The sequence below is a fragment of the Citrobacter sp. EC_71 genome (assembly GCF_019584005.1).
In the GTDB taxonomy this organism is placed as follows: domain Bacteria; phylum Pseudomonadota; class Gammaproteobacteria; order Enterobacterales; family Enterobacteriaceae; genus Citrobacter; species Citrobacter werkmanii.
The window spans coordinates 380,100-402,503 of record NZ_VDAY01000001.1 but is presented as its reverse complement, the minus strand read 5'-3'; the positions used below and the strand labels follow the sequence as shown (position 1 = coordinate 402,503).

The 22,404-nt window shown below is 52.0% G+C and carries 23 protein-coding genes; 13 read left to right on the top strand and 10 right to left on the bottom strand.

What is annotated here, in order from left to right; genetic code table 11:
• Positions 1–262: 262 nt before the first annotated feature.
• The 3 genes from ivbL to ilvN all read left to right on the top strand — a co-directional run bounded on the left by ivbL (position 263) and on the right by ilvN (position 2,451).
• Entirely contained in the window at positions 263–361 is a 99-nt protein-coding gene (gene ivbL / locus FHD02_RS01860; protein WP_003827118.1) for an ilvB operon leader peptide IvbL, read from the top strand.
• A 107-nt stretch (positions 362–468) separates the two neighbouring features.
• The gene (gene ilvB / locus FHD02_RS01855; protein WP_137371328.1) at positions 469–2,157 is read left to right on the top strand and encodes an acetolactate synthase large subunit; all 1,689 of its coding nucleotides are present in this window, start codon (positions 469–471) and stop codon (positions 2,155–2,157) included.
• A 3-nt stretch (positions 2,158–2,160) separates the two neighbouring features.
• A complete protein-coding gene (ilvN, locus tag FHD02_RS01850; protein ID WP_003023914.1) occupies positions 2,161–2,451 on the top strand; it encodes an acetolactate synthase small subunit in 291 nt (96 codons plus the stop codon).
• Position 2,452: 1 nt separating this feature from the next.
• Here the strand turns inward: ilvN and FHD02_RS01845 are convergent, their stop codons facing one another.
• Positions 2,453–3,238: a DeoR family transcriptional regulator gene (locus FHD02_RS01845; RefSeq protein ID WP_137371327.1), complete on the bottom strand. Its 786-nt coding sequence runs from the start codon at positions 3,236–3,238 to the stop codon at positions 2,453–2,455.
• A gap of 324 nt (positions 3,239–3,562) precedes the next feature.
• On the opposite strand from FHD02_RS01845, the gene rbsK reads away from it, so the two are divergent.
• The 7 genes from rbsK to uhpT all read left to right on the top strand — a co-directional run bounded on the left by rbsK (position 3,563) and on the right by uhpT (position 11,917).
• Complete coding sequence (rbsK, locus tag FHD02_RS01840) at positions 3,563–4,483, top strand: ribokinase (protein WP_042311479.1); 921 nt, start codon at positions 3,563–3,565, stop codon at positions 4,481–4,483.
• Between the two features lie 27 nt (positions 4,484–4,510).
• A complete protein-coding gene (gene fucP, locus FHD02_RS01835; RefSeq protein ID WP_137371326.1) occupies positions 4,511–5,827 on the top strand; it encodes an L-fucose:H+ symporter permease in 1,317 nt (438 codons plus the stop codon).
• Between the two features lie 11 nt (positions 5,828–5,838).
• Positions 5,839–6,852 (top strand): aldose 1-epimerase family protein, encoded by a 1,014-nt coding sequence (locus FHD02_RS01830; protein WP_137361452.1) that lies wholly within the window; start codon positions 5,839–5,841, stop codon positions 6,850–6,852.
• Positions 6,853–6,952: 100 nt separating this feature from the next.
• Positions 6,953–7,546, top strand: coding sequence for a transcriptional regulator UhpA (uhpA, locus tag FHD02_RS01825; RefSeq protein ID WP_038635664.1), 594 nt, complete (start codon positions 6,953–6,955; stop codon positions 7,544–7,546).
• Positions 7,543–9,045, top strand: coding sequence for a signal transduction histidine-protein kinase/phosphatase UhpB (uhpB, locus tag FHD02_RS01820; RefSeq protein WP_137361451.1), 1,503 nt, complete (start codon positions 7,543–7,545; stop codon positions 9,043–9,045). The genes uhpA and uhpB overlap by 4 nt, the downstream gene beginning before the upstream one ends.
• A gap of 9 nt (positions 9,046–9,054) precedes the next feature.
• A complete protein-coding gene (locus FHD02_RS01815; RefSeq protein ID WP_137361450.1) occupies positions 9,055–10,383 on the top strand; it encodes an MFS transporter in 1,329 nt (442 codons plus the stop codon).
• 142 nt (positions 10,384–10,525) lie between these two features.
• Entirely contained in the window at positions 10,526–11,917 is a 1,392-nt protein-coding gene (uhpT, locus tag FHD02_RS01810; RefSeq protein WP_038635654.1) for a hexose-6-phosphate:phosphate antiporter, read from the top strand.
• A gap of 47 nt (positions 11,918–11,964) precedes the next feature.
• Here the strand turns inward: uhpT and FHD02_RS01805 are convergent, their stop codons facing one another.
• The 6 genes from FHD02_RS01805 to FHD02_RS01785 form a co-directional block, all read right to left on the bottom strand.
• Positions 11,965–12,585, bottom strand: a complete 621-nt coding sequence (locus FHD02_RS01805) for a 2-dehydro-3-deoxy-6-phosphogalactonate aldolase (RefSeq protein ID WP_220393499.1) — start codon at positions 12,583–12,585, stop codon at positions 11,965–11,967.
• Positions 12,578–13,474, bottom strand: a complete 897-nt coding sequence (locus FHD02_RS01800) for a 2-dehydro-3-deoxygalactonokinase (protein WP_220393498.1) — start codon at positions 13,472–13,474, stop codon at positions 12,578–12,580. Before FHD02_RS01800 ends, FHD02_RS01805 begins: the two co-directional genes overlap by 8 nt.
• Before the next feature lie 53 nt (positions 13,475–13,527).
• Positions 13,528–14,838: an MFS transporter gene (locus FHD02_RS01795; protein ID WP_042311494.1), complete on the bottom strand. Its 1,311-nt coding sequence runs from the start codon at positions 14,836–14,838 to the stop codon at positions 13,528–13,530.
• A 63-nt stretch (positions 14,839–14,901) separates the two neighbouring features.
• The gene (locus FHD02_RS24830; protein WP_375336881.1) at positions 14,902–15,585 is read right to left on the bottom strand and encodes a hypothetical protein; all 684 of its coding nucleotides are present in this window, start codon (positions 15,583–15,585) and stop codon (positions 14,902–14,904) included.
• On the bottom strand, positions 15,548–16,417 hold the full coding sequence (locus tag FHD02_RS24825) for a UxaA family hydrolase (protein ID WP_375336880.1): 870 nt from the start codon (positions 16,415–16,417) through the stop codon (positions 15,548–15,550). The genes FHD02_RS24830 and FHD02_RS24825 overlap by 38 nt, the downstream gene beginning before the upstream one ends.
• A 21-nt stretch (positions 16,418–16,438) precedes the next feature.
• A complete protein-coding gene (locus FHD02_RS01785) occupies positions 16,439–17,338 on the bottom strand; it encodes a dihydrodipicolinate synthase family protein (RefSeq protein ID WP_220393497.1) in 900 nt (299 codons plus the stop codon).
• A gap of 245 nt (positions 17,339–17,583) precedes the next feature.
• Here FHD02_RS01785 and FHD02_RS01780 point away from each other — a divergent pair, with 245 nt between their 5' ends.
• Positions 17,584–18,339, top strand: coding sequence for an IclR family transcriptional regulator (locus FHD02_RS01780; RefSeq protein ID WP_042311500.1), 756 nt, complete (start codon positions 17,584–17,586; stop codon positions 18,337–18,339).
• Positions 18,340–18,357: 18 nt separating this feature from the next.
• Positions 18,358–18,810, top strand: a complete 453-nt coding sequence (locus FHD02_RS01775) for a DUF1198 family protein (RefSeq protein ID WP_137361447.1) — start codon at positions 18,358–18,360, stop codon at positions 18,808–18,810.
• A gap of 24 nt (positions 18,811–18,834) precedes the next feature.
• On the opposite strand, the gene FHD02_RS01770 is transcribed toward FHD02_RS01775, so the two are convergent.
• On the bottom strand, positions 18,835–19,158 hold the full coding sequence (locus FHD02_RS01770; RefSeq protein WP_087857246.1) for a DNA-binding transcriptional regulator: 324 nt from the start codon (positions 19,156–19,158) through the stop codon (positions 18,835–18,837).
• Complete coding sequence (locus tag FHD02_RS01765; RefSeq protein WP_165407946.1) at positions 19,142–19,504, bottom strand: type II toxin-antitoxin system RelE/ParE family toxin; 363 nt, start codon at positions 19,502–19,504, stop codon at positions 19,142–19,144. Before FHD02_RS01765 ends, FHD02_RS01770 begins: the two co-directional genes overlap by 17 nt.
• A 211-nt stretch (positions 19,505–19,715) precedes the next feature.
• On the opposite strand from FHD02_RS01765, the gene nepI reads away from it, so the two are divergent.
• Positions 19,716–20,900, top strand: coding sequence for a purine ribonucleoside efflux pump NepI (gene nepI, locus FHD02_RS01760; RefSeq protein WP_137349159.1), 1,185 nt, complete (start codon positions 19,716–19,718; stop codon positions 20,898–20,900).
• A 56-nt stretch (positions 20,901–20,956) separates the two neighbouring features.
• On the opposite strand, the gene FHD02_RS01755 is transcribed toward nepI, so the two are convergent.
• Complete coding sequence (locus FHD02_RS01755) at positions 20,957–22,339, bottom strand: glycoside hydrolase family 1 protein (RefSeq protein ID WP_220393496.1); 1,383 nt, start codon at positions 22,337–22,339, stop codon at positions 20,957–20,959.
• Between the last annotated feature and the right edge of the window lie 65 nt (positions 22,340–22,404).

Here is a 22,404-nt window from a genome sequence, read left to right as displayed (position 1 = left end):
GAAGCGGTGTTTATAACAAAACGCCCCCGACCATCAAGGCCGAGGGCGGTCAAGATATCAAAAACCCACTATCCGATAAAACGCAGTACTGCTCCGCTTAAGTGAACAGTATTGCGCTCCGGCGGGGTTTTTTGTTTTTCAACACCGTATAGTGAAATGTGATCGTTGACGCATTTTTGTGCAGATGAAAATTTTTCCATTGTCACGCTGAAAAACCTGTGTTTGTATAAATCCAGTTAATCAACAAACAGACAGGTCCCTAATGAACCCTTCCATGCTGACTGCGACCCTACTAAAAACTGCGCCATCTCGCGCAGCGGTCGTCGTGCGTGTGGTGGTGGTCGTCGGCAATGCGCCGTAGGGTCCGGATCAACACACGATTCCAAAACCCCGCCGGCGCAAACCGGGCGGGGTTTTTCGTTTAAGAGACCTGCCCGGAGCAAAGGCCCAGAATAAAAGGACTGGAGCATGGCAAGTTCGGGCATAACATCCAAGCGTACGCGTTTTACGGGCGCAGAATTCATCGTTCATTTCCTGGAACGTCAGGGAATCCAGGTAGTCACCGGTATCCCTGGCGGATCGATCCTTCCCGTCTATGACGCGTTAAGCCAAAGCACGAAAATCCGTCATATCCTGGCGCGCCACGAGCAGGGTGCGGGGTTTATCGCGCAAGGCATGGCACGAACCGATGGTAAACCCGCCGTGTGTATGGCTTGTAGCGGGCCGGGCGCCACCAACCTGGTTACCGCGATTGCCGATGCTCGTCTGGATTCCATCCCGCTGGTGTGTATCACCGGGCAGGTTCCGGCCTCGATGATCGGTACCGATGCCTTCCAGGAAGTCGATACCTACGGTATTTCTATCCCCATCACCAAACACAACTATCTGGTCCGCCATATCAATGAATTACCTCAGGTCATGAGCGATGCATTCCGCATTGCGCAGTCCGGACGTCCAGGCCCGGTGTGGATAGACATTCCTAAGGATATTCAAACCGCCGTATTTGAAATTGAAGAGATGCCGGAACCCGCGCAGAAAATGGCGGCGCCGGCGTTCAGTCAGGACAGCATTCGCGATGCCGCAGCCATGATTAACGCCGCACAGCGTCCGGTACTGTACCTCGGCGGCGGCGTGATTAACGCGCCCGCACGCGTGCGTGAACTGGCCGAAAAAGCCATGCTGCCTACCACCATGACCTTGATGGCGCTGGGCATGCTGCCAAAGACGCATCCGCTGTCTTTAGGCATGCTGGGTATGCACGGCGCGCGCAGCACCAACTTTATTCTGCAAGAAGCTGATTTACTGATTGTTCTGGGCGCACGTTTTGATGACCGGGCGATTGGTAAAACCGAACAGTTCTGCCCGAACGCCAAAATCATCCACGTGGATATCGACCGTGCGGAGCTGGGTAAAATCAAACAGCCGCATGTAGCGATTCAGGCGGATGTCGATGAGGTTCTGGCGCAACTGATCCCATTGGTTGAGGCCCAGCCGCGAGAGGCATGGCATCAGATGGTGGCCGATTTACAACGTGAGTTTCCTTGCGCCATTCCGCAGGAAAGCGACCCGCTCAGTCACTATGGGCTGATCAATGCGGTGGCGGCATGCGTGGATGACAACGCCATTATCACCACCGATGTCGGGCAGCATCAGATGTGGGCGGCGCAGGCCTACCCGCTGAACCGTCCGCGTCAGTGGCTGACCTCTGGCGGTCTTGGTACCATGGGATTTGGTCTGCCGGCGGCCATTGGCGCGGCGCTGGCGAACCCGGATAAAAAAGTGCTGTGCTTCTCCGGCGACGGTAGCCTGATGATGAATATTCAGGAAATGGCGACAGCCAGCGAAAATCAGCTGGATATTAAAATCATCCTGATGAATAACGAAGCGTTGGGTCTGGTATATCAGCAGCAGAGCCTGTTCTATAAGCAGGGTGTTTTTGCTGCGACCTATCCGGGGATGATTAACTTTATGCAGATCGCAGCTGGTTTTGGTCTGGAAACTTGTGATTTGAATAACGAAGCAGACCCACAGGCAGCGTTGCAGGAAATGATTAATCGGCCTGGACCTGCGCTGATCCACGTGCGTATCGACGCCGAAGAAAAAGTGTACCCGATGGTGCCGCCGGGTGCGGCAAACACTGAAATGGTGGGGGAATAAGCCATGCAACAGCAGACTCATGACAACGTAATCCTGGAACTCACCGTACGCAACCATCCGGGCGTAATGACCCACGTCTGCGGGCTGTTTGCCCGCCGCGCGTTCAACGTGGAAGGCATTCTCTGTCTACCGATTCAGGACAGCGATAAGAGCCGCATCTGGCTACTGGTCAACGACGATCAGCGTCTGGAGCAGATGATAAGCCAGATCGACAAACTGGAAGATGTGGTGAAAGTCGCCCGCAACCAATCCGACCCGTCGATGTTTAACAAAATCACCGTCTTCTTTGAGTGAGTTAGTTGCCGTCTGAATCCGGGGTGATCACTTTGACAGAGCCGTTCCGGCAGTGGGTTGCATAATCTGCCGGTAACGGACGGTCGCTTATCAGTACGTCAAAGGTGGAGAGTGGACCAATGCTGGCGGGGGCGACCTCATCGAACAGGGCGTGGCGCGTCAGCAGAATTTTGCGTAATCCGCGTTCCATCGCTTTGCGTTTTGTGGCCAGATCGTCCGGATTGAACCAGCTAACGCCGAAATGCTCATGGACTCCGCTGGCGGAGATAAAGACTTTTCGTGGGTTGAGTGCATCCAGCGGGGAGGGATTACTGGTGTCGTAAAAGGCGTCACTTTTCGCCCGGTAGGTCCCCCCGCAAAGAATCGCTGTGGCGTTGGGCTTTTCATTTAGCGCTACGAACACCCGGTGCGAGTAGCAAATCCCGGTAAAGGAAATATCGTCCGGGATCATGCTGACCACCAACGGCATTTCCGCACCATTATCAAAAAAGACCAGATCATTTTCACTTACCAGTCCCGCAGCCAGAATGGCAACCGGTAAATCGTCGCGGTGATGCTGTTTTTGCACGGGGAGTGGCGCGTTAACGATGGCAGCAGGTTTGTTCACCATCACAATGTAACCACCGAGCAGCGTGAGTGGTAACGGCTCGTCATCCTGACTGAGATCCCGACGAATAGTCATCACGGAAACTTCCAGCATTCGTGCCGCCTCTTTCAGATGGATTCGGTCGGTCTTCTTCAACAATTCCATCAGACGTCGAATACGTTCTTTTTGCTTAGTTTCCATGTGCTTCTCCACGAATCATGTTTCTATGTTCTTTCAGTAACATTTTTGTGTTTCTGAGAACATGGCATTGCCGCATTACTATACGTCTGACTATTCGGAAATAAAAGCGTGTTTTTTCACGTTTTATTGATTATATACAGTTAACTTTCAGTCAATTGTAAGCAACTTCATCATTTGTAGTGTGATGGGGCTGCAACATTTAGCGTAATAAATAAACAATAAAATGATCTTCCAATCGCGATCCTAGTCACAAATGATACTAAAGTAACATGATAATGTTATTTTAATATCATTGTTGTGTGATTGTTTCTGAGAGGTAGTAAAATGGATATCGCGGTTATTGGCTCCAACATGGTGGATCTCATCACCTACATCAACCAGATGCCCAAAGAAGGGGAAACGCTGGAAGCGCCGGCGTTCAAAATTGGCTGTGGGGGCAAAGGCGCAAATCAGGCCGTTGCGGCCGCTAAGCTCAATTCCAAAGTGCTGATGCTGACAAAAGTCGGTGATGATATTTTTGCGGATAACACTATTCGCAATCTCGAATCCTGGGGAATTAATACCACCTATGTCGAAAAGGTACCCTGCACCAGCAGCGGTGTCGCACCGATCTTTGTTAATGCCAACTCCAGCAACAGCATCCTGATTATTAAAGGAGCGAACAAATTTCTCTCCCCGGAAGATATCGATCGTGCGGCGGAAGATCTGAAAAAATGTCAGCTTATTGTCCTGCAACTGGAAGTGCAGCTGGAAACCGTTTATCACGCGATTGAATTTGGCAAAAAACACGGTATTGAAGTGTTACTAAATCCCGCCCCTGCATTACGGGAATTAGATATGTCTTATGCCTGTAAATGTGATTTTTTCGTGCCGAACGAAACCGAGCTGGAAATATTAACCGGTATGTCAGTAGATACCTATGACCATATTCGCGCAGCGGCACGTTCTCTGGTTGATAAAGGTCTGAACAATATTATTGTCACCATGGGTGAGAAAGGTGCGCTGTGGATGACGCGTGACCAGGAAGTCCATGTTCCGGCGTTTAAAGTGAACGCTATCGATACCAGTGGCGCAGGCGACGCTTTCATCGGTTGTTTTGCTCACTATTACGTTCAAAGCGGTGATGTGGAAGCCGCCATGAAAAAAGCCGCTCTCTTCGCTGCTTTCAGCGTTACCGGGAAAGGCACTCAATCATCTTATCCAAGCATCGAACAATTTAATGAGTTTCTTACCTTAAACGAATAATACTCCTGCACTGTAAAAGGTAGCACTATGAACGATAAAAACATCATTCAGATGCCTGATGGCTATTTGAATAAGACCCCTCTGTTCCAGTTTATTTTGTTATCCTGTTTATTCCCGTTATGGGGATGCGCAGCCGCATTAAATGATATTCTGATTACGCAATTCAAAAGCGTATTTTCACTCAGCAACTTTGCCTCGGCATTAGTTCAGAGTGCCTTTTATGGCGGTTATTTTTTAATTGCAATTCCGGCATCTCTGGTGATTAAAAAGACCAGTTATAAAGTCGCCATTTTAATGGGGCTGACCCTTTATATCGTTGGGTGTACGCTCTTTTTCCCGGCATCGCACATGGCCACCTACACCATGTTCCTTGCGGCGATTTTCGCGATTGCGATTGGTCTGAGCTTCCTGGAAACAGCGGCCAACACCTACAGCTCAATGATCGGCCCAAAAGCGTATGCCACTTTACGCCTGAACATCAGTCAAACTTTTTATCCTATTGGCGCGGCGGCTGGTATTCTGCTGGGTAAATATCTGGTCTTCTCTGAAGGCGAAAGCCTGGAAAAACAGATGGCCGGGATGAACGCCGAGCAGATCCATAACTTTAAAGTGTTGATGCTGGAAAATACTCTTGAGCCATATAAGTACATGATTATGGTGCTGGTTGTGGTGATGGTGTTATTCCTGCTGACCCGCTTCCCGACCTGTAAAGTTGCGCAAACCACGAGTCGTAAACGCCCGTCAGCGATGGATACACTGCGTTATCTGGCCAGCAATGCCCGTTTCCGTCGTGGAATTGTGGCGCAATTTCTTTATGTGGGGATGCAGGTCGCGGTGTGGTCATTTACCATCCGTCTGGCACTGGAATTAGGTGATATCAACGAGCGCGACGCCTCAACCTTCATGGTCTATAGCTTCGCCTGCTTCTTTATCGGCAAGTTTATCGCCAACATTTTGATGACGCGCTTCAATCCGGAAAAAGTGCTGATTCTCTATTCCATCATTGGTGCCCTGTTCCTCGTCTATGTTGCACTGGCGCCAAGCTTCAGCGCTGTGTATGTCGCAGTGCTGGTGAGTGTCCTGTTTGGACCCTGCTGGGCGACAATCTATGCTGGTACGCTTGATACCGTGGATAACGAACATACCGAAATGGCAGGTGCCGTCATTGTTATGGCGATTGTCGGCGCGGCGGTGGTTCCGGCGATTCAGGGCTATGTGGCTGATATGTTCCATTCATTACAACTTTCGTTCCTGGTTTCCATGCTCTGTTTCGTGTACGTCGGCATCTACTTCTGGCGTGAAAGTAAAGTGCGCAACAACCTGGCTGAAGCGACAGTTTCCTGAGGAGAGCGATCATGACAACACGTATAACGCTGTGGCGAGAACTCTTTGCAGAGCATCCGCGAATCTTACTGAAGAATAGCGATTTCACGGTTACCGCATTTCGTTACGCCAGCGGAGTGGAAGGGCTGAAGGTAGAAAACAGTCGTGGACATCTGGTTATTCTGCCCTGGATGGGGCAGATGATCTGGGATGCTCAGTTTGATGGCCATGACCTGACCATGCGTAACATGTTCAGTCAGCCGAAACCGGCGGCGGAAGTGGTGGCGACCTACGGTTGTTTTGCCTTCCACTCAGGTCTGTTGGCTAATGGCTGCCCATCACCAGAAGATTCACATCCTTTGCACGGTGAAATGGCTTGTGCCGCGATGGATGAAGCCTGGCTGGAGCTGGAGGGTGATAATTTGCGCGTGGGTGGACGCTATGAGTATGTGATGGGGTTCGGCCATCATTATCAGGCGCATCCTGCGGTGGTAATGCACAAAGCGAGCGCGCTGTTTGATATTCAGATGGCGGTTACCAACCTCGCTTCAGTGGCAATGCCGTTGCAGTACATGTGCCATATGAACTATGCCTACGTACCGGAAGCCTCCTTCAGCCAGAATATTCCGGATGAGGCCATGAAGCTGCGTGAGTCGATACCCGCGCATGTTAAGCCGACTGAGCAATGGCTGGCGTTTAATCAGCGGATTGTGCAGGGCGAGGCTTCTCTGGCGCGGCTCAATGAACCGCATTTTTACGATCCGGAAATTGTCTTCTTTGCTGACCAACTGGACAGGTACACAGATAAGCCGGAATTTAGCATGATCGCACCAGATGGCACCACGTTCGTTACACGCTTCTCCAGCGCGGAGCTGAATTATGTGACGCGATGGATCCTGTATAACGGCGATCAACAGGTTGCGGCATTCGCCTTGCCTGCAACCTGTCGACCCGAAGGATTCCTGGCGGCACAACGCAATGGCACCTTGATTGAAATAGAACCGCAGCACACCCGGATATTTACCGTCACGACAGGCATAGCCTGATCGCTCAAGGCTTGAACACCAAAGCGCTTATCGTTAAGGTAAGCGCTTTTGCCGGATGGCGCTACGCTTATCAGGCATGCCTTAGCGCCAGGACAAACCCATGATCACCATCGCCCTTATCGACGACCACACTATCGTCCGCTCCGGCTTTGCCCAACTGCTGGGGCTGGAAGCTGATTTGCAGGTTGTGGCGGAATTTGGCTCCGGGCGCGAGGCGCTGGCCGGTTTACCGGGGCGCGGCGTGCAGGTGTGTATTTGCGATATCTCTATGCCCGATATCTCGGGCCTGGAGCTACTCAGCCAACTGCCAAAAGGGATGGCGATTATCATGCTCTCCGTCCACGACAGCCCGGCACTGGTCGAGCAGGCGCTCAACGCAGGCGCGCGTGGCTTTCTTTCAAAACGCTGCAGCCCGGATGAACTGATTGCCGCCGTGCATACCGTGGCGACCGGCGGTTGCTATTTGACGCCGGACATCGCCGTCAAGCTGGCGGCCGGGCGTCAGGATCCGTTGACAAAACGCGAGCGTCAGGTGGCGGAGAAGCTGGCACAGGGGATGGCGGTGAAAGAGATTGCCGCCGAGCTGGGGTTGTCGCCGAAAACGGTGCACGTTCATCGCGCCAACCTGATGGAAAAGCTGAACGTCAGCAACGATGTTGAGCTGGCGCGCCGGATGTTTGACGGCTGGCAATGAACGCACTTTTCTCCCGGTTAATTACCGTTGTTGCCTGTTTCTTTATCTTTTCCGCCGCGTGGTTTTGCCTGTGGAGCATCAGCCTGCACCTGGTTGAGCGCCCGGAACTGGCGGTACTGCTGTTTCCGTTCGGCCTGCGTCTGGGATTAATGCTGCAATGCCCGCGCAGCTACTGGCCGGTGCTGCTGGGCGCGGAGTGGCTGCTGATGTACTGGCTGGCGCAGGAGGTGGCGCTGGCCCATTTGCCACTTTTGATGATCGGAAGTGCCCTCACGCTACTCCCGGTGATGCTGATTTCGCGATACCGCCATCAACGCGACTGGCGCACGTTGCTGTTGCAGGGCGCAGCGCTGACGGCGGCGGCGCTGCTGCAATCGCTGCCGTGGCTGGGGCAGGGCGAGGAAGCGTGGAATGCGCTGCTACTGACCCTGACCGGCGGATTAACGCTGGCGCCGATCTGCCTGGTGTTTTGGCACTATCTGACCAGCACCACCTGGCTGCCGCTCGGCCCGGCGCTGGTGTCGCAGCCGGTGAACTGGCGCGGGCGACATCTGGTCTGGTACCTGCTGCTGTTCACCGTCAGCTTGTGGCTACAGCTCGGTTTGCCCGCCGAACTTTCGCGCTTTACGCCATTTTGCCTCGCTTTACCGATTATCGCGCTCGCCTGGCACTACGGCTGGCAGGGGGCGCTGATCGCCACTCTGATGAACGCCATCGCGCTGATTGCCAGCCAGACCTGGCACGATCACCCGGTCGATTTACTGCTCTCGCTGCTGGCGCAAAGCCTGACCGGCCTGCTGCTTGGCGCGGGTATTCAGCGCCTGCGTGAGCTTAACCAGTCGCTGCAAAACGAGCTGGCGCGCAATCATCGGCTGGCGGAACGTCTGCTGGAAACCGAAGAGAGCGTGCGCCGCGACGTCGCGCGCGAGCTGCACGACGATATCGGCCAGACCATCACCGCCATTCGCACTCAGGCGGGTATCGTACAGCGCCTGGCTCCAGAGAACCCGGGCGTTAAGCAAAGCGGGGCGCACATTGAACAGCTTTCGCTGGGCGTGTATGACGCCGTACGCCGTCTGCTGGGGCGTTTACGTCCGCGCCAGTTGGACGATCTCACGCTGGAGCAAGCCATTCGTTCGCTGATGCGTGAAATGGAGCTGGAAAGCCGCGGTATTGTCAGCCACCTTGACTGGCGAATTGATGAGTCATTGCTGAGCGAAAGCCAGCGCGTGACGCTGTTTCGCGTCTGTCAGGAAGGGCTGAACAACATTGTGAAGCACGCCAATGCCAGCGCGGTGACACTCCAGGGCTGGCAGCAGGATGAGCGGCTGATGCTGGTCATTGAGGACGACGGCAGCGGCTTGCCGCCGGGGTCGAACCCACAAGGTTTTGGTCTCACCGGGATGCGCGAGCGGGTGACGGCGCTCGGTGGTTCACTCACGATATCCTGCATGCACGGCACGCGCGTCAGCGTGTCGCTGCCCCAGCGCTACGCCTAAGGAACGGCCATGTTTCAGTTTTTAAAAGCTCCGGCCAGCGCGCCGCTTATCACCGACAAGCAGGAAGTGGACGCCCGCTACCGTTACTGGCGGCGGCATATTTTGCTGACTATCTGGCTCGGCTACGCGCTGTTTTATTTCACGCGCAAAAGCTTTAACGCCGCGGTGCCGGAAATTATCACCAGCGGTGTGCTGACCCGCAGCGATATTGGCCTGCTGGCGACGCTGTTTTACATCACCTACGGGCTGTCGAAATTTGTCTCCGGTATTGTTAGCGATCGCTCCAACGCCCGCTATTTTATGGGCATTGGGCTAATCGCCACCGGCGTGGTTAACATCCTGTTCGGCTTCTCAACTTCGGTCTGGGCCTTTGCCGTACTGTGGGCGCTGAACGCCTTCTTCCAGGGCTGGGGCGCGCCGGTGTGCGCCCGCCTGCTCACCGCGTGGTATTCGCGCAACGAGCGCGGCGGCTGGTGGGCAATCTGGAATACCGCGCACAACGTCGGCGGCGCGCTGATTCCGATCGTCATGGCGGCGGCGGCGCTGCATTACGGCTGGCGCGCCGGGATGATGATTGCCGGTACGCTGGCGATCGTGGTGGGCGTTTTTCTTTGCTGGCGGCTGCGCGACAGGCCGCAGGCGATTGGTCTGCCGCCGATTGGCGACTGGCGGCACGATGAATTGGAAATTGCCCAACAGCAGGAGGGCGCGGGGTTAACTCGTAAAGAGATCCTCACCAAATATGTGTTGCTTAATCCATATATTTGGCTGTTGTCGCTGTGCTATGTGCTGGTGTACGTGGTGCGCGCGGCGATCAACGACTGGGGCAATCTGTATATGTCGGAGACACTCGGCGTCGATTTGGTCACTGCCAATACCGCCGTGACCATGTTCGAGCTGGGCGGCTTCATCGGCGCGTTGGTCGCGGGTTGGGGCTCGGACAAGCTGTTTAACGGCAACCGCGGGCCGATGAACCTGATTTTCGCCGCCGGGATTTTGCTCTCCGTGGGCTCGCTATGGTTGATGCCATTCGCCAGCTACGTGATGCAGGCGGCGTGCTTTTTCACCACCGGCTTCTTCGTCTTTGGCCCGCAGATGTTGATTGGCATGGCGGCGGCGGAGTGCTCGCACAAGGAGGCGGCGGGCGCAGCGACCGGCTTTGTCGGCCTGTTTGCTTATCTGGGGGCCTCGCTCTCGGGTTGGCCGCTGGCGAAGGTGATGGAAGTGTGGCACTGGAGCGGATTCTTTGTGGTGATCGCCATTGCGGCCGGCATCTCAGCACTGCTGTTGCTGCCGTTCTTAAACGCCCAGGCGCCGCGCGACCTCAGCGAAGCGTGATGCACCTCACCTTTTTGCCCCGAGTGGGGCAAAACTAAGAAATATTCCCGGTTTCACCTGGACGCTGTCTCAGGCGTGTCTCCCGGCTGATTTTTACAATGCCTGCCATTCGCAGGTAAAAAAATCAGCTCGGGAGTGTCAAATGCTGGCCTTTCTCAACCAGGTGCGCAAGCCGACCCTGGATCTGCCGCTCGATGTGCGGCGCAAAATGTGGTTCAAACCGTTCATGCAGTCCTATCTGGTGGTCTTTATCGGCTACCTGACCATGTACTTGATCCGCAAAAACTTCAACATCGCGCAGAACGACATGATCTCCACCTACGGGCTGAGCATGACGCAGCTGGGGATGATTGGCCTGGGATTCTCCATCACCTACGGCGTGGGTAAAACCGTGGTTTCCTACTACGCGGACGGCAAAAATACCAAGCAGTTCCTGCCGTTTATGCTGATCCTCTCCGCCATCTGTATGCTTGGCTTCAGCGCCAGCATGGGCGCGGGGTCAACCAGCCTGTTCCTGATGATCGCTTTCTACGCGCTGAGCGGCTTCTTCCAGAGCACCGGCGGCTCGTGCAGCTATTCCACCATCACCAAGTGGACGCCACGCCGTAAGCGCGGTTCCTACCTCGGCATGTGGAATATCTCCCACAACCTCGGCGGCGCGGGTGCGGCGGGCGTAGCGCTGTTCGGCGCGAATTACCTGTTCGACGGCCACGTCATCGGCATGTTTATCTTCCCGTCAATTATTGCCCTGATTGTCGGCTTTATCGGCCTGCGCTACGGCAGCGACTCCCCGGAATCTTATGGCCTCGGTAAAGCTGAAGAGCTGTTCGGCGAGGAGATCAGCGAAGAGGACAAAGAGACCGAAGAAAACGAGATGACCAAATGGCAGATCTTTGTTGAATACGTGCTGAAAAACAAAGTGATCTGGCTGCTATGTTTCTCGAACATCTTCCTGTACGTGGTGCGTATCGGTATCGACCAGTGGTCCACCGTCTACGCCTTCCAGGAGCTGAAGCTCTCCAAAGAAGTGGCGATTCAGGGTTTTACCCTGTTTGAAGTGGGCGCGCTGGTCGGCACGCTGCTGTGGGGCTGGCTCTCTGATCTGGCGAACGGTCGTCGCGCGCTGGTGGCTTGCGTGGCGCTGGCACTCATCATCGCCACGCTCGGCGTATACCAGCACGCCAGCAACCAGTACGTCTATCTGGCGTCGCTGTTTGCCCTCGGCTTCCTGGTGTTCGGTCCGCAGCTGTTAATCGGCGTGGCCGCCGTCGGATTTGTACCGAAAAAAGCGATCGGCGCGGCCGATGGCATTAAAGGCACCTTCGCCTACCTCATTGGCGACAGCTTCGCCAAGCTGGGTCTCGGGATGATCGCCGACGGCACACCGATTTTCGGCCTCACCGGCTGGGCAGGCACCTTTGCCGCGCTGGATACCGCCGCCATTGGCTGTATCTGCCTGATGGCCATCGTGGCCGTGTTTGAAGAACGTAAAATTCGCCGCGAGAAAAAGATTCAACAATTGAAAGTTGCTTGAGTTAAGTGTGCATTGGTAACTTTTGCCCGCCATAATGGCGGGCTTTTTTATGCCTGAGACTGACAGAAGGTATTATAAGCCTCGATAAATGCCTTCGCATTTGCGGCTGTTTGGTGGATAGATTGTCCGGCACGATACAGATCGCTGCCTAAGCCGGCACCGAAACAACCTGCCTTCAGGTAATGGGACAAATTGTCTGGCCTAATTCCGCCAACGGCATACAAAGGGACTTGAGGAGGCAAAACGGCTTTTAATGCCCGGATGTAATCCGGTCCCAGTTCCCCCGCAGGGAAAATTTTCAATCCGTCCGCGCCATGCCGGAATGCAACAAATGCTTCGCTGACTGTTTGGCAGCCGATGCAGGTCGTCATTTTGGCCGCTCGCGCAGTATCAATTACTTCCGGATCGGTGTTGGGCGTAAGGATAAATGCACATCCCAGCGAAGAGAGTGTGCTGACATCACTGACATTGGTGACCGTTCCGGCACCGATTTTTACCGTATGACCATAATGTTCCACGGCAAGAGCAATACTACGTTGCCAGTCTGGTGAATTCAGCGGTATTTCTATTGTGCTGAATCCGGCTGTGATAAGTGCATCAATATGGGCCAGCACTTCATCGGGCTTCACCCCACGTAAAATAGCGACCAAAGGGTTACAACTATTCATTTAAAAGTCTCCTGATACCATTAACAAATGCGTTTTCACCATTACAGAGCCGACAGCGATAACCGAAATGATGAAACAGGCGTTGATAGCGGCTGAGCAAATCGTCATTGCCCACCAGAATGACTTCTTCTTCAGTGTTAATGGCATAATGCTGTAGCATTTGTGCTATTTCATGGCCAATCAATAACCCTGACAGAGATTCGTAAAGCGTATCAGGTAACAACGCATGGGTGAGTATTCGGGCTCTCAGATCAAATAGGCTGCGTGATAAACATGTTTCCTGCCAGCCGCGTTCGGCTCCTGCTAAAAAAGCCTGTTCGTTCGTGTTTTGTTCCCCGGCGTTTTTTCCAACGATGGAGTAACGTGAAAGTAAGTGGAAAAACTCGCCAGTCATGATGGTTTGAAAATCGCAGACGTTACTCTCTTGTACCTGCACCCATTTGCTGTGTGTTCCCGGGAATACGTACCAGTTCTCATCAGCCAAGGCGCCAAAAAGCTGAGTTTCCTCTCCACGCATGACGTTGTAGTTTTCCGGCCCGTCAATTTGCAGCCCTGGAACGATGAAAGTGGGAAAAGGGCCCGCATCTTCAACCTTTGTTAGATGCTGTGATAATGCACTTAACGGGGTTGGACAACGTAAATAGTGGCTATCTACCCACCCGATATTACTGCCCACCATTCCGCTCATTATGACGGTTGTATCTTTGCTTAATGGCCGGGGACACAAACTGAGCAGTGTTAACCAGGTGTCTTTGAATACACCGGGTTGATGTTTGAGTACCCCATTCTGACTGGCGTGTTGCCAGACACATTGATTCTGTTGATAGACCCAAATGCGCAGGTTAGTTGAGCCCCAGTCTACGGCAATGAAATTCTCTGAATTGAACATACATCGTTCCTGATGTTGAAAGATGGCCCGTAAACGGGCCAGATTCAGGCGGACTATTCGTCGGTAATGACCATTTTTTTATCAAAGTTGATCAGCAACGAGCAGATGAGATAACCCACCGCAGCCAGCGCAAAGAACATCATCGCTGCGTAATAGTTCCCTGTGGATTGCACCAGGAAACCGATAAAAATAGGCAGGATGGCTGCGAACAAGTTACTGGTGAAGTTCATAGTTCCACAAATGGTGCCTGCAACTGATTGTGCGCCCAGCAGTCCGGGTATTGACCAGTAAACGCTGGCCCATCGCAGGGGAAAAAGGGCAATAGTGAGCAAGGTAATTGCGACGGCTGGCGTCGAGCTTTGTGCGCAAAGGAAAATACCTACACCAGCGGTGGTAGCCGAAATCGCCAACATCGTATGCATAACGCGGCTTGTTTTTGCCCCTTTGCTGCGCCATTTATCCATAATGTAGCCGCCAGTCAGTTGGCCGACAAAACACAGCAGGAAGATCAGCGCCATTGCTCCGCCCATCGATTTGATATCAAAACCGTAGGTGGCCTGGAAATAGAGCGGTAGCCATGTCATCAGGCCATAGAACACGAAGCTATAGCAGACCCAGCCACAGATAAGTGCAATCACATTACGTTGTTTCAGGTAAGGTTTGATATCGGCCAGACGGTATTTCTTGCTACTGGTTTCAGCACCGTTTGCCGCAACAATATGGTCTAGTTCAGCTTTATTGATGCTGGGGTGTTCTGATGGATAAGTGCGGATGTACCACCAGGCCAGTAAACCGACAATCATTGTGCCCACACCAGCCACCACGAATGCCATACGCCATGAGTCGAAAAAGGCAATAAGTCCGGCGATGATCACCGCACCCAGCGCCGTACCCAATGGCGCGCCGCCATCAAGTAGCATCGAACCACGTCCACGTTCGGTTGGCGTTAACCATGTGCCCATTAACTTCGCGCCGGCGGGCATGATTGGAGATTCAGTGACGCCTAACCCCAGACGAGAAAGTGAAAGGGTGAAAATGGAGTGACACAGAGCCGCTATGGCTTGAAATGCTCCCCATAAGATAGTGGCCAGAGCAATGATATTTCTGGCTTTGAATTTATCAGCAATGACCCCACTAGGAATTTGCATTAATGCATAAGCCCAGAAAAAGGCACTATGAATCACACCAACAACGCGAGTATCGGTAATACCAAATTCATCTGTAATATAAGGCATGGCAATAGAAAGAGAGGTGCGGTCAATATAGTTAATAGCACCTAATAAGAGCATAATAATAAATATGCGCCACCTTACTGTTGTTGCCTTTAATTTTTCTTCTTCAGTATTTACGTTAACAATAGACATAAGGGCTCCTTGCCATACTCATAATGAGTATGGCGGTACGAGGTATTATTATATTGTGGAGTGTTACATTATGGAGCCAACAGTCCAGGGGACGAATTCTTGACTGCCATAGCCAAATTCCTCACTCTTCGTTTTTTTACCTGATGCCATCTCAAGGATCATCTGGTAGATACGTTCACCGACTTCTGCAATGGATTCTTCCCCCTCGACAATGGTTCCGCAATTAATATCCATATCCTCCTGTTGGCGTTGCCAAAGCGCATTATTGGTAGCCAGCTTCAGGCTTGGGGTTGGCTTGGAACCAAAGGCAGAACCTCGGCCTGTGGTGAAACACAGAAGATTTGCTCCTCCGGCGATTTGCCCCGTAACGGCAATAGGGTCATATCCAGGGGTATCCATAAAGACAAAACCTTTCGCGGTTACCGGTTCTGCATACTCATACACTTCTGTCAGATTGGTTGTACCCGCTTTAGCAATACCACCAAGTGATTTTTCCAGAATTGTCGTCAGTCCGCCGACTTTGTTGCCCGCCGAGGGGTTATTGTTCATTTCACTTCCGGTGCGGCGACAATACTCTTCCCACCAGTGAATGCGGGCAATGAGTTTTTCACCTATCTCGCGAGAAATAGCGCGGCGGGTAAGAAGATGCTCTGCACCATAAATTTCGGAGGTTTCAGATAAAATCGCTGTTCCGCCTTGTTGCACCAGTTTATCTACCGCATAGCCCAGAGCTGGATTGGCTGAGATCCCGGAATAGCTGTCGGAACCGCCACACTCCAGCGCGAGTATGATTTCTGATGCCGGGATAGGTTGGCGTGTTACCGTTAGCAACGGGCAACATTTGGTTAACCAGGGAAATTCCTTTCTCAATGGCGTGACGTGTACCGCCCACATCCTGAATGGTATAACTGTGCATCATGGGGCCATCGGCCAGTCCATGGGCGTTCATCATGTCTTTAATTTGACTGGATTCGCATCCCAGTCCAACGATGATTACTCCGGCAAAGTTGGCATGGGTGGCATAACCGGCCATCGTACGTCTCATGACGTCCATTGATTCACTTTTAGAGCCAATAGCACAGCCAAAACTTTGTGGTAATGACACCACGCCATCAACATTCGGGTAATCTGCAAGACCCTGCAGACGGAAGTGATCCTCAATAGCTCTTACGACCGTGGCACTACAGTTTACGGAGCTTAAAATACCGATGTAATTACGTGTAGCTGCACGACCATCGGCGCGTCGGATGCCCATAAAGGTATCCTGTTGAGGGGCTGGGGAGGGTGAATGGCAATCTTCGCCCCAGGCATAGTCGCGTTCGAAGTCACCCATTCCCAAATTATGCATGTGGATGTGTTCGCCAGGCTTAATGGGCTGAGTTGCGAAGCCAATAATTTGCCCATAACGTCTGACCGCATCGCCAACCCTCAGTGCATGCAGGGCGATTTTATGCCCTGCGGGAATATCACTGAGTACCGTAATGTGCTCTTCGTCAAGCCGGGTGCCTGCGGGGACAGCCTGCCTTGCGATAACCACATCATCTTTGGGATTCAATTTTAATACAGGGTTGATGTTCATTATCTTTGCTCTCATGCTGGTTTATACCGCAATACGGGATAAAATATTTTTAACCTGTTCTCTTTTTTCTTCATTTAACGGTAATGCTGGCGGGACAACTGCAGTTGATATATCCACGCCACTTAATTTAATGGCGGTCTTGATAACGGCAAAGAACGGTTGTTCTAAGGCATATAAAGGTGATAACCCGACAAGTTGTTGTTGAAGTGCTTTGGCGGTAGCAAGATCGTTCTGCTGAACAGCCTGATAAATTCCGCGTGTAATATGAGGCGCAAAGTTAAATGTTGCCGGAATGCCGCCATGTCCACCGAGTAATAATGTATCAAGCAAATATTCGTCATAACCGCTAAAAATGATAAAATCTGGGCGGAAACAGTGAACCTGATTGATAACCTCCCTGGTGTGGCTAATGTTATCAATTGTATCTTTAATGCCAACGATATTTGGTACTTCGCGGGCAAGGCGAGTGATAACGTTTAAACCAATATCCTGGCCAGTTAGTTCTGGAAAATTATATAAGAAGACGGGAATGCTTAGCGCTTCAGCGATTCGTTTGTAATGCGTAAAGCGGGCCTCATCGCTGAGTTTTGCATAATAAGGATTGACTACCAGTACTCCTTTTGCGCCCGCGTTTTCAGCATGCTTTCCAAGTTCGATAGTTTCCGCTGTGCTGGCGCAGGCGATACCAATAAGAACAGGAGCTCTACCAGCAACATGCTGCAGGCTAAACTCTGCAATTTGCTTTCTTTGTTCGGACGAGAAATGGGAAAATTCGCCACCACTGCCCAGAATGAGCATTCCGTCGGCACCATTGCTAATCACATGGTCAATCATTACTGCCATTCCTGCGCGATCCAATTCACCGCTTTCGTCAACGATAGTCGGCACTGGAGGGAAGATGCCCTTAAAAATGTTCAACATTGCTACTCCTTTAGTTCTGTATATGGAACTTATGTTCTGTATATTGAAGTTAGTACAACAAATATCCAAATCGTTCGTCAACGTTTTTTGCAGAACAAATGAACAACTGTGAGATGGATCGGGTTTGTGGGTATAAAATTTAGGTAATAGAGCCCAGTTTGCGTATGTGCAAAAAAGCCGCATTCCTGAGAAAAGTGATTGCGGTATACTGTGCAGAGTCTATGAATAAAAAAGATTAATAGCGCATGAACCAAGACATTACGACCTCTGTTCCCGCATTGGATAAGACAGTAAAAATCTGTAATTATCTTTTTAACTCCCCAGGAGCGACGTTCAGTCAGATTCAGCAGGATCTGGCATTACCAAAAAGCAGCACGTCTTCCCTGCTAAATGCACTGGTTGCGCATCATCTTTTGCGCCTGGAAAAGGGACGTTTCTTTTTGGGCTTGAAGCTGTACGAATGGGGAAATCGTTCGTTGGAACAATTTGATATTCGTAATGCAGCACTTCCTGTTTTGGAAAAACTGCGTCAGCAAACGGATCTGACCTGTCACTTAGGTATATTGGATGAAGTCGCGCCAATTTATCTTATGAAGTTGGAGAATACCCAGCCGATTGGCATTCGGACCTGGGTTGGTAAAAAATTACCGATGCACAGCTCCGGTGTGGGGAAAGCGCTTTGTGCCTGGTTGCCGCAGGACAAAATCGATGAACTGTTGCCTGAGGAAGTGTTGCCACGGTATACCGAAACCACCATTACCAGCAAAAAAGCATTAATGAAGGAATTTGCCAGAATCCGCGAGCAAGGCTGGGTCTTTGATAACGCCGAAGACTCTCCTGGCATCTATTGCATTGCCGCACCGGTTTTTAACCGTAATAAAGACGTGATTGCGGCAATAAGTATCAGCGGCGTTGAATTACAAATGCCAAAAAATTGTATTCCACAATATTCGCAATGGGTGCGCGAAGCCTGTCAGTCCCTTTCGGAAAAATTAGTTTAAGCGGCGGTATCGTCATTAATGATTTGGATAATGCTGGCCACGTTGGTGGTTGTTTTTGTAGTGGGTTTTCGGGTGCTGACGTCTGGATCACGACGGGCCATTCGCCGTCTGAGCGAGCGACTGAATATTGATGTGGTACCGGTAGAATCGATGATTGATCAGATGGGAAAAGTACAGGGTGAGGCGTTTTTACAGTACCTGCACCGCCCTGAGGAATCGCATCTGCAAAATGCCGCCCAGGTATTGTTAATCTGGCAAATCGTCATTGTCGACGGTAGTGAGCAGAACCTGCTGCAGTGGCACCGCCTGCTACAAAAATCTCGCCTGGCCGCCCCGATCACCGACGCGCAGGTGCGCCTGGCGCTCGGGTTTCTACGTGAAATGGATCCGGATATGCAGGAGCTTAACGCGTTCCAGATGCGCTATAACGCCTTTTTCCAACCTGAAGATGGCGTGCACTGGCTGCACTGATAGTGATGCCTGCGCTTATCAGGCCTACGCCAGAACTTGTAATCCGTGCTTTTGAACGACGCTGAGCAGCTTAAGAGACATTCCACTCGGCCGCTTGGCACCGCTCTCCCATTTTTGCACTGTCGACACGCTGGTATTGAGGTAATGTGCAAAAACCGGTTGGCTCACGTTAAATTTTTCGCGGAGCGCTTTGATTTCTCGAGGCTGAAGATCGATGACGCGGCTCAAACACGCTTTGTCGAAATTACGCATGGTTTCCTGCGGGATCGCCTCGACGCTAAACAAGCCGGTTGCCGCACTATGGATAGCTTCAAAGGCCGGGCTTTTGAAATCATTTTTTTCGGTCATTGCAATAGACCTCTACTAGTTCTTTATTTTTCAATAAGATAATAATTTTTTCATCTGTAAGTTTGGCGAAATGCTTCGCCAATTCTCGAAATCCTATCAATTCGCTGTGACTAACATTTGCCATATCCTGTTTGGCATAGAGAAACGTGTAGAACCAATGGTCACCTCCTTTCGCCAGAATGATCGCTCGATCGCGATTCTGGTTCAGGCGTTTCTTATAAACTCCGCCGCCGAGATCCTCCACTTTTCCCTGCAAAGCAGCTGCAATGGCTTTGCACAATTCATTATCTTTTATCGTGTGGGATTTGGCTTCCCTGGCGAACCATTTAGTCTTGAAAATACGCATCGGAGACATCCTGTAACCGTAAGTATAGCACTTAGTGTTATATTATGAGATTCAAGATCCTGTTAAAGCGTTAGTGGAATGGAAATTTTGCTTATGCGAGCTGACTCGAAGGCCGTAATGCAAATAACAAGGTTGTCAAAACGTTAAATACGTCACACTTTTAATGTTACAATGCGTAACTTTTCTACAATAACCCCACGCAGGTAACAAAATGAGTGACGCTGTTGAACAAAAATCCCGCGCTGAGGTAAATACCCGGCCAAACTGGTCGGCGGTATTCGCCGTGGCGTTCTGTGTTGCCTGCCTGATAACCGTTGAGTTTCTGCCCGTTAGCCTGCTGACGCCAATGGCGCAGGATCTGGGCATTTCGGAAGGCGTTGCCGGACAATCAGTGACCGTGACGGCGTTTGTCGCCATGTTTGCCAGCCTGTTTGTGACGCAAATTATCCAGGCGACCGATCGTCGCTACGTGGTGATCCTGTTTTCGATTCTGCTGACGCTTTCCTGCCTGCTGGTTTCTTTTGCTAACTCTTTTACGCTACTGCTGATCGGTCGTGCCTGTCTGGGGCTGGCGCTCGGCGGGTTCTGGGCGATGTCAGCGTCGCTGACTATGCGTCTGGTTCCCGCGCGTACGGTGCCGAAAGCGCTGTCGGTGATCTTTGGCGCGGTGTCCATCGCGCTGGTGATTGCCGCGCCGTTGGGAAGCTTTTTGGGCGGCATCATCGGCTGGCGCAACGTGTTTAACGCGGCGGCGATAATGGGGGTGTTGTGTACCATCTGGGTGGTGAGAGCGCTGCCTTCGCTGCCGGGCGAACCTTCGCATCAGAAGCAAAACATGTTCAGCCTGCTGCAGCGCCCCGGAGTAATGGCCGGGATGATTGCCATCTTCATGTCCTTTGCCGGGCAGTTCGCCTTCTTTACCTATATTCGCCCTGTCTATATGAATCTGGCGGGCTTTGATGTTGATGGCCTGACGCTGGTGCTGTTGAGTTTTGGTATCGCCAGCTTTGTCGGGACGTCGTTCTCTTCGGTGATTCTGAAGCGCTCGGTCAAACTGGCCCTGGCCGGTGCGCCGCTGGTGCTGGCGCTCAGCGCGCTGGTCCTGATTTTGTGGGGTAGCGATAAAGTGGTTGCCGCGGGCATTGCAATAATCTGGGGGCTGGCGTTTGCGTTGGTACCGGTCGGTTGGTCGACGTGGATCACCCGCTCACTTGCCGATCAGGCAGAAAAAGCCGGATCCGTTCAGGTCGCCGTGATCCAGCTTGCCAATACCTGCGGAGCTGCGGTGGGAGGCTACGCGCTTGATAACCTTGGACTGCTGTCGCCCCTGATGCTCTCGGGCAGCCTGATGCTGCTGACAGCGCTTCTGGTTACGATGAAGGTCAGGATTCAGTGAAAACAGTTGCCGGATGGCGCATCGTTTTCAGTCAACACTGTCATCCGGCAACTTAATCAATCAAAACCATTATTTTCGGCGGTATGGGCAAACCATTCGCCGCTCTTTTTCACCGTGCGTTTTTGCGTTTCTAAATCCAGCTGGACAAAACCGTAGCGGTTTTTATAGCCGTTGAGCCATGACCAGTTATCAATAAAGGTCCACATATGGTAGCCAAGACAATGACAGCCTTCGCTAATGCCTTTATGTAGCCATTTCAGATGCTCAGCAACAAATTCGATACGGTAGCTGTCGTTAACTTGTCCTTCCTGAATAAAGCGCTGTTCGTTTTCAACACCCATACCGTTTTCTGAAATAAAGCAGCGTGGGTTACCGTAATTATCGCGAAGATTGGTAATAATATCGTAAATACCCGGCTCATAAATTTCCCAGCCGCGGTAAGGGTTCATTTTACGCCCCGGCATTTCATAGTAATCAAACAGCCACTCCGGCATAAACGGCGCATTCGGATTGACTGCCGTATCGCGACATTTCACACGACGCGGCTGATAATAGTTAATCCCCAGCAGGTCGATTTTGCCGTCGGCGATCAACTGCGCATCGTCAGGCTGGCAGGCCGGAAGCTGATCGTACTCTTTCAGCAATGCCACCAGGTCAGCTGGATATTCCCCTTTCAGCACCGGGTCGAGGAAGCTGCGGTTAAACAGCAGGTCCGCATGGTGCGAGGCTTTGACATCTGCCGGATGCTGCGAGCGCGGATACGAAGGCGTCAGGTTTAATACCACGCCAATTTCACCGTCATGGTTTGCATCACGATACGCCCGCACCGCCGTCGCATGCGCCAGCACGGTATGGTACGCCACGGTGGCCGCACGTTTGAAATCCACCACGTTAGGGTAATGGAAGTCATACAAATAACCACCTTCTACCGGAACAATCGGCTCGTTGAAGGTGAACCAGTGCTTAACACGGTTGCCGAACAATTTGAAACACGTCTGTGCGTAGCGGCCAAACGCCTCGACCACTTCACGGTTTTCCCAGCCGCCTTTTTCCTGCATCACCATCGGCATGTCGAAGTGGAACAGGGTGATAAATGGCTTTATGCCTTGCGCCAGCAGCTCGTCGATGACGTTATTATAGAAATCGACGGCCTCAGGATTAACCTCACCGGTGCCGTCCGGGATCAGGCGTGACCAGCTCAGAGATGTACGGAAGCTGTTGTGTTTCAGCTGTTTGAGCAGTGCGATGTCCTGTTTCCAGTGCTGATAAAAGCCTGAGGTGTTCGCCGGGCCAACCCCCTGATGGAAACGACCTGGCTGACGGTCGAACCACACATCCCACGTGGTCTGGCTTTTACCGCCGTTCAGGCTATCTCCTTCGGTTTGTAGCGCCGAGCAGGCACTGCCCCACCAGAAGTTTTCAGGAAAACGGTATCGCATATTGTTGCTCCATTGCTATTTATCTGTTCTGGCAACAATACGTGTTTTTACGATATAGAAACCGG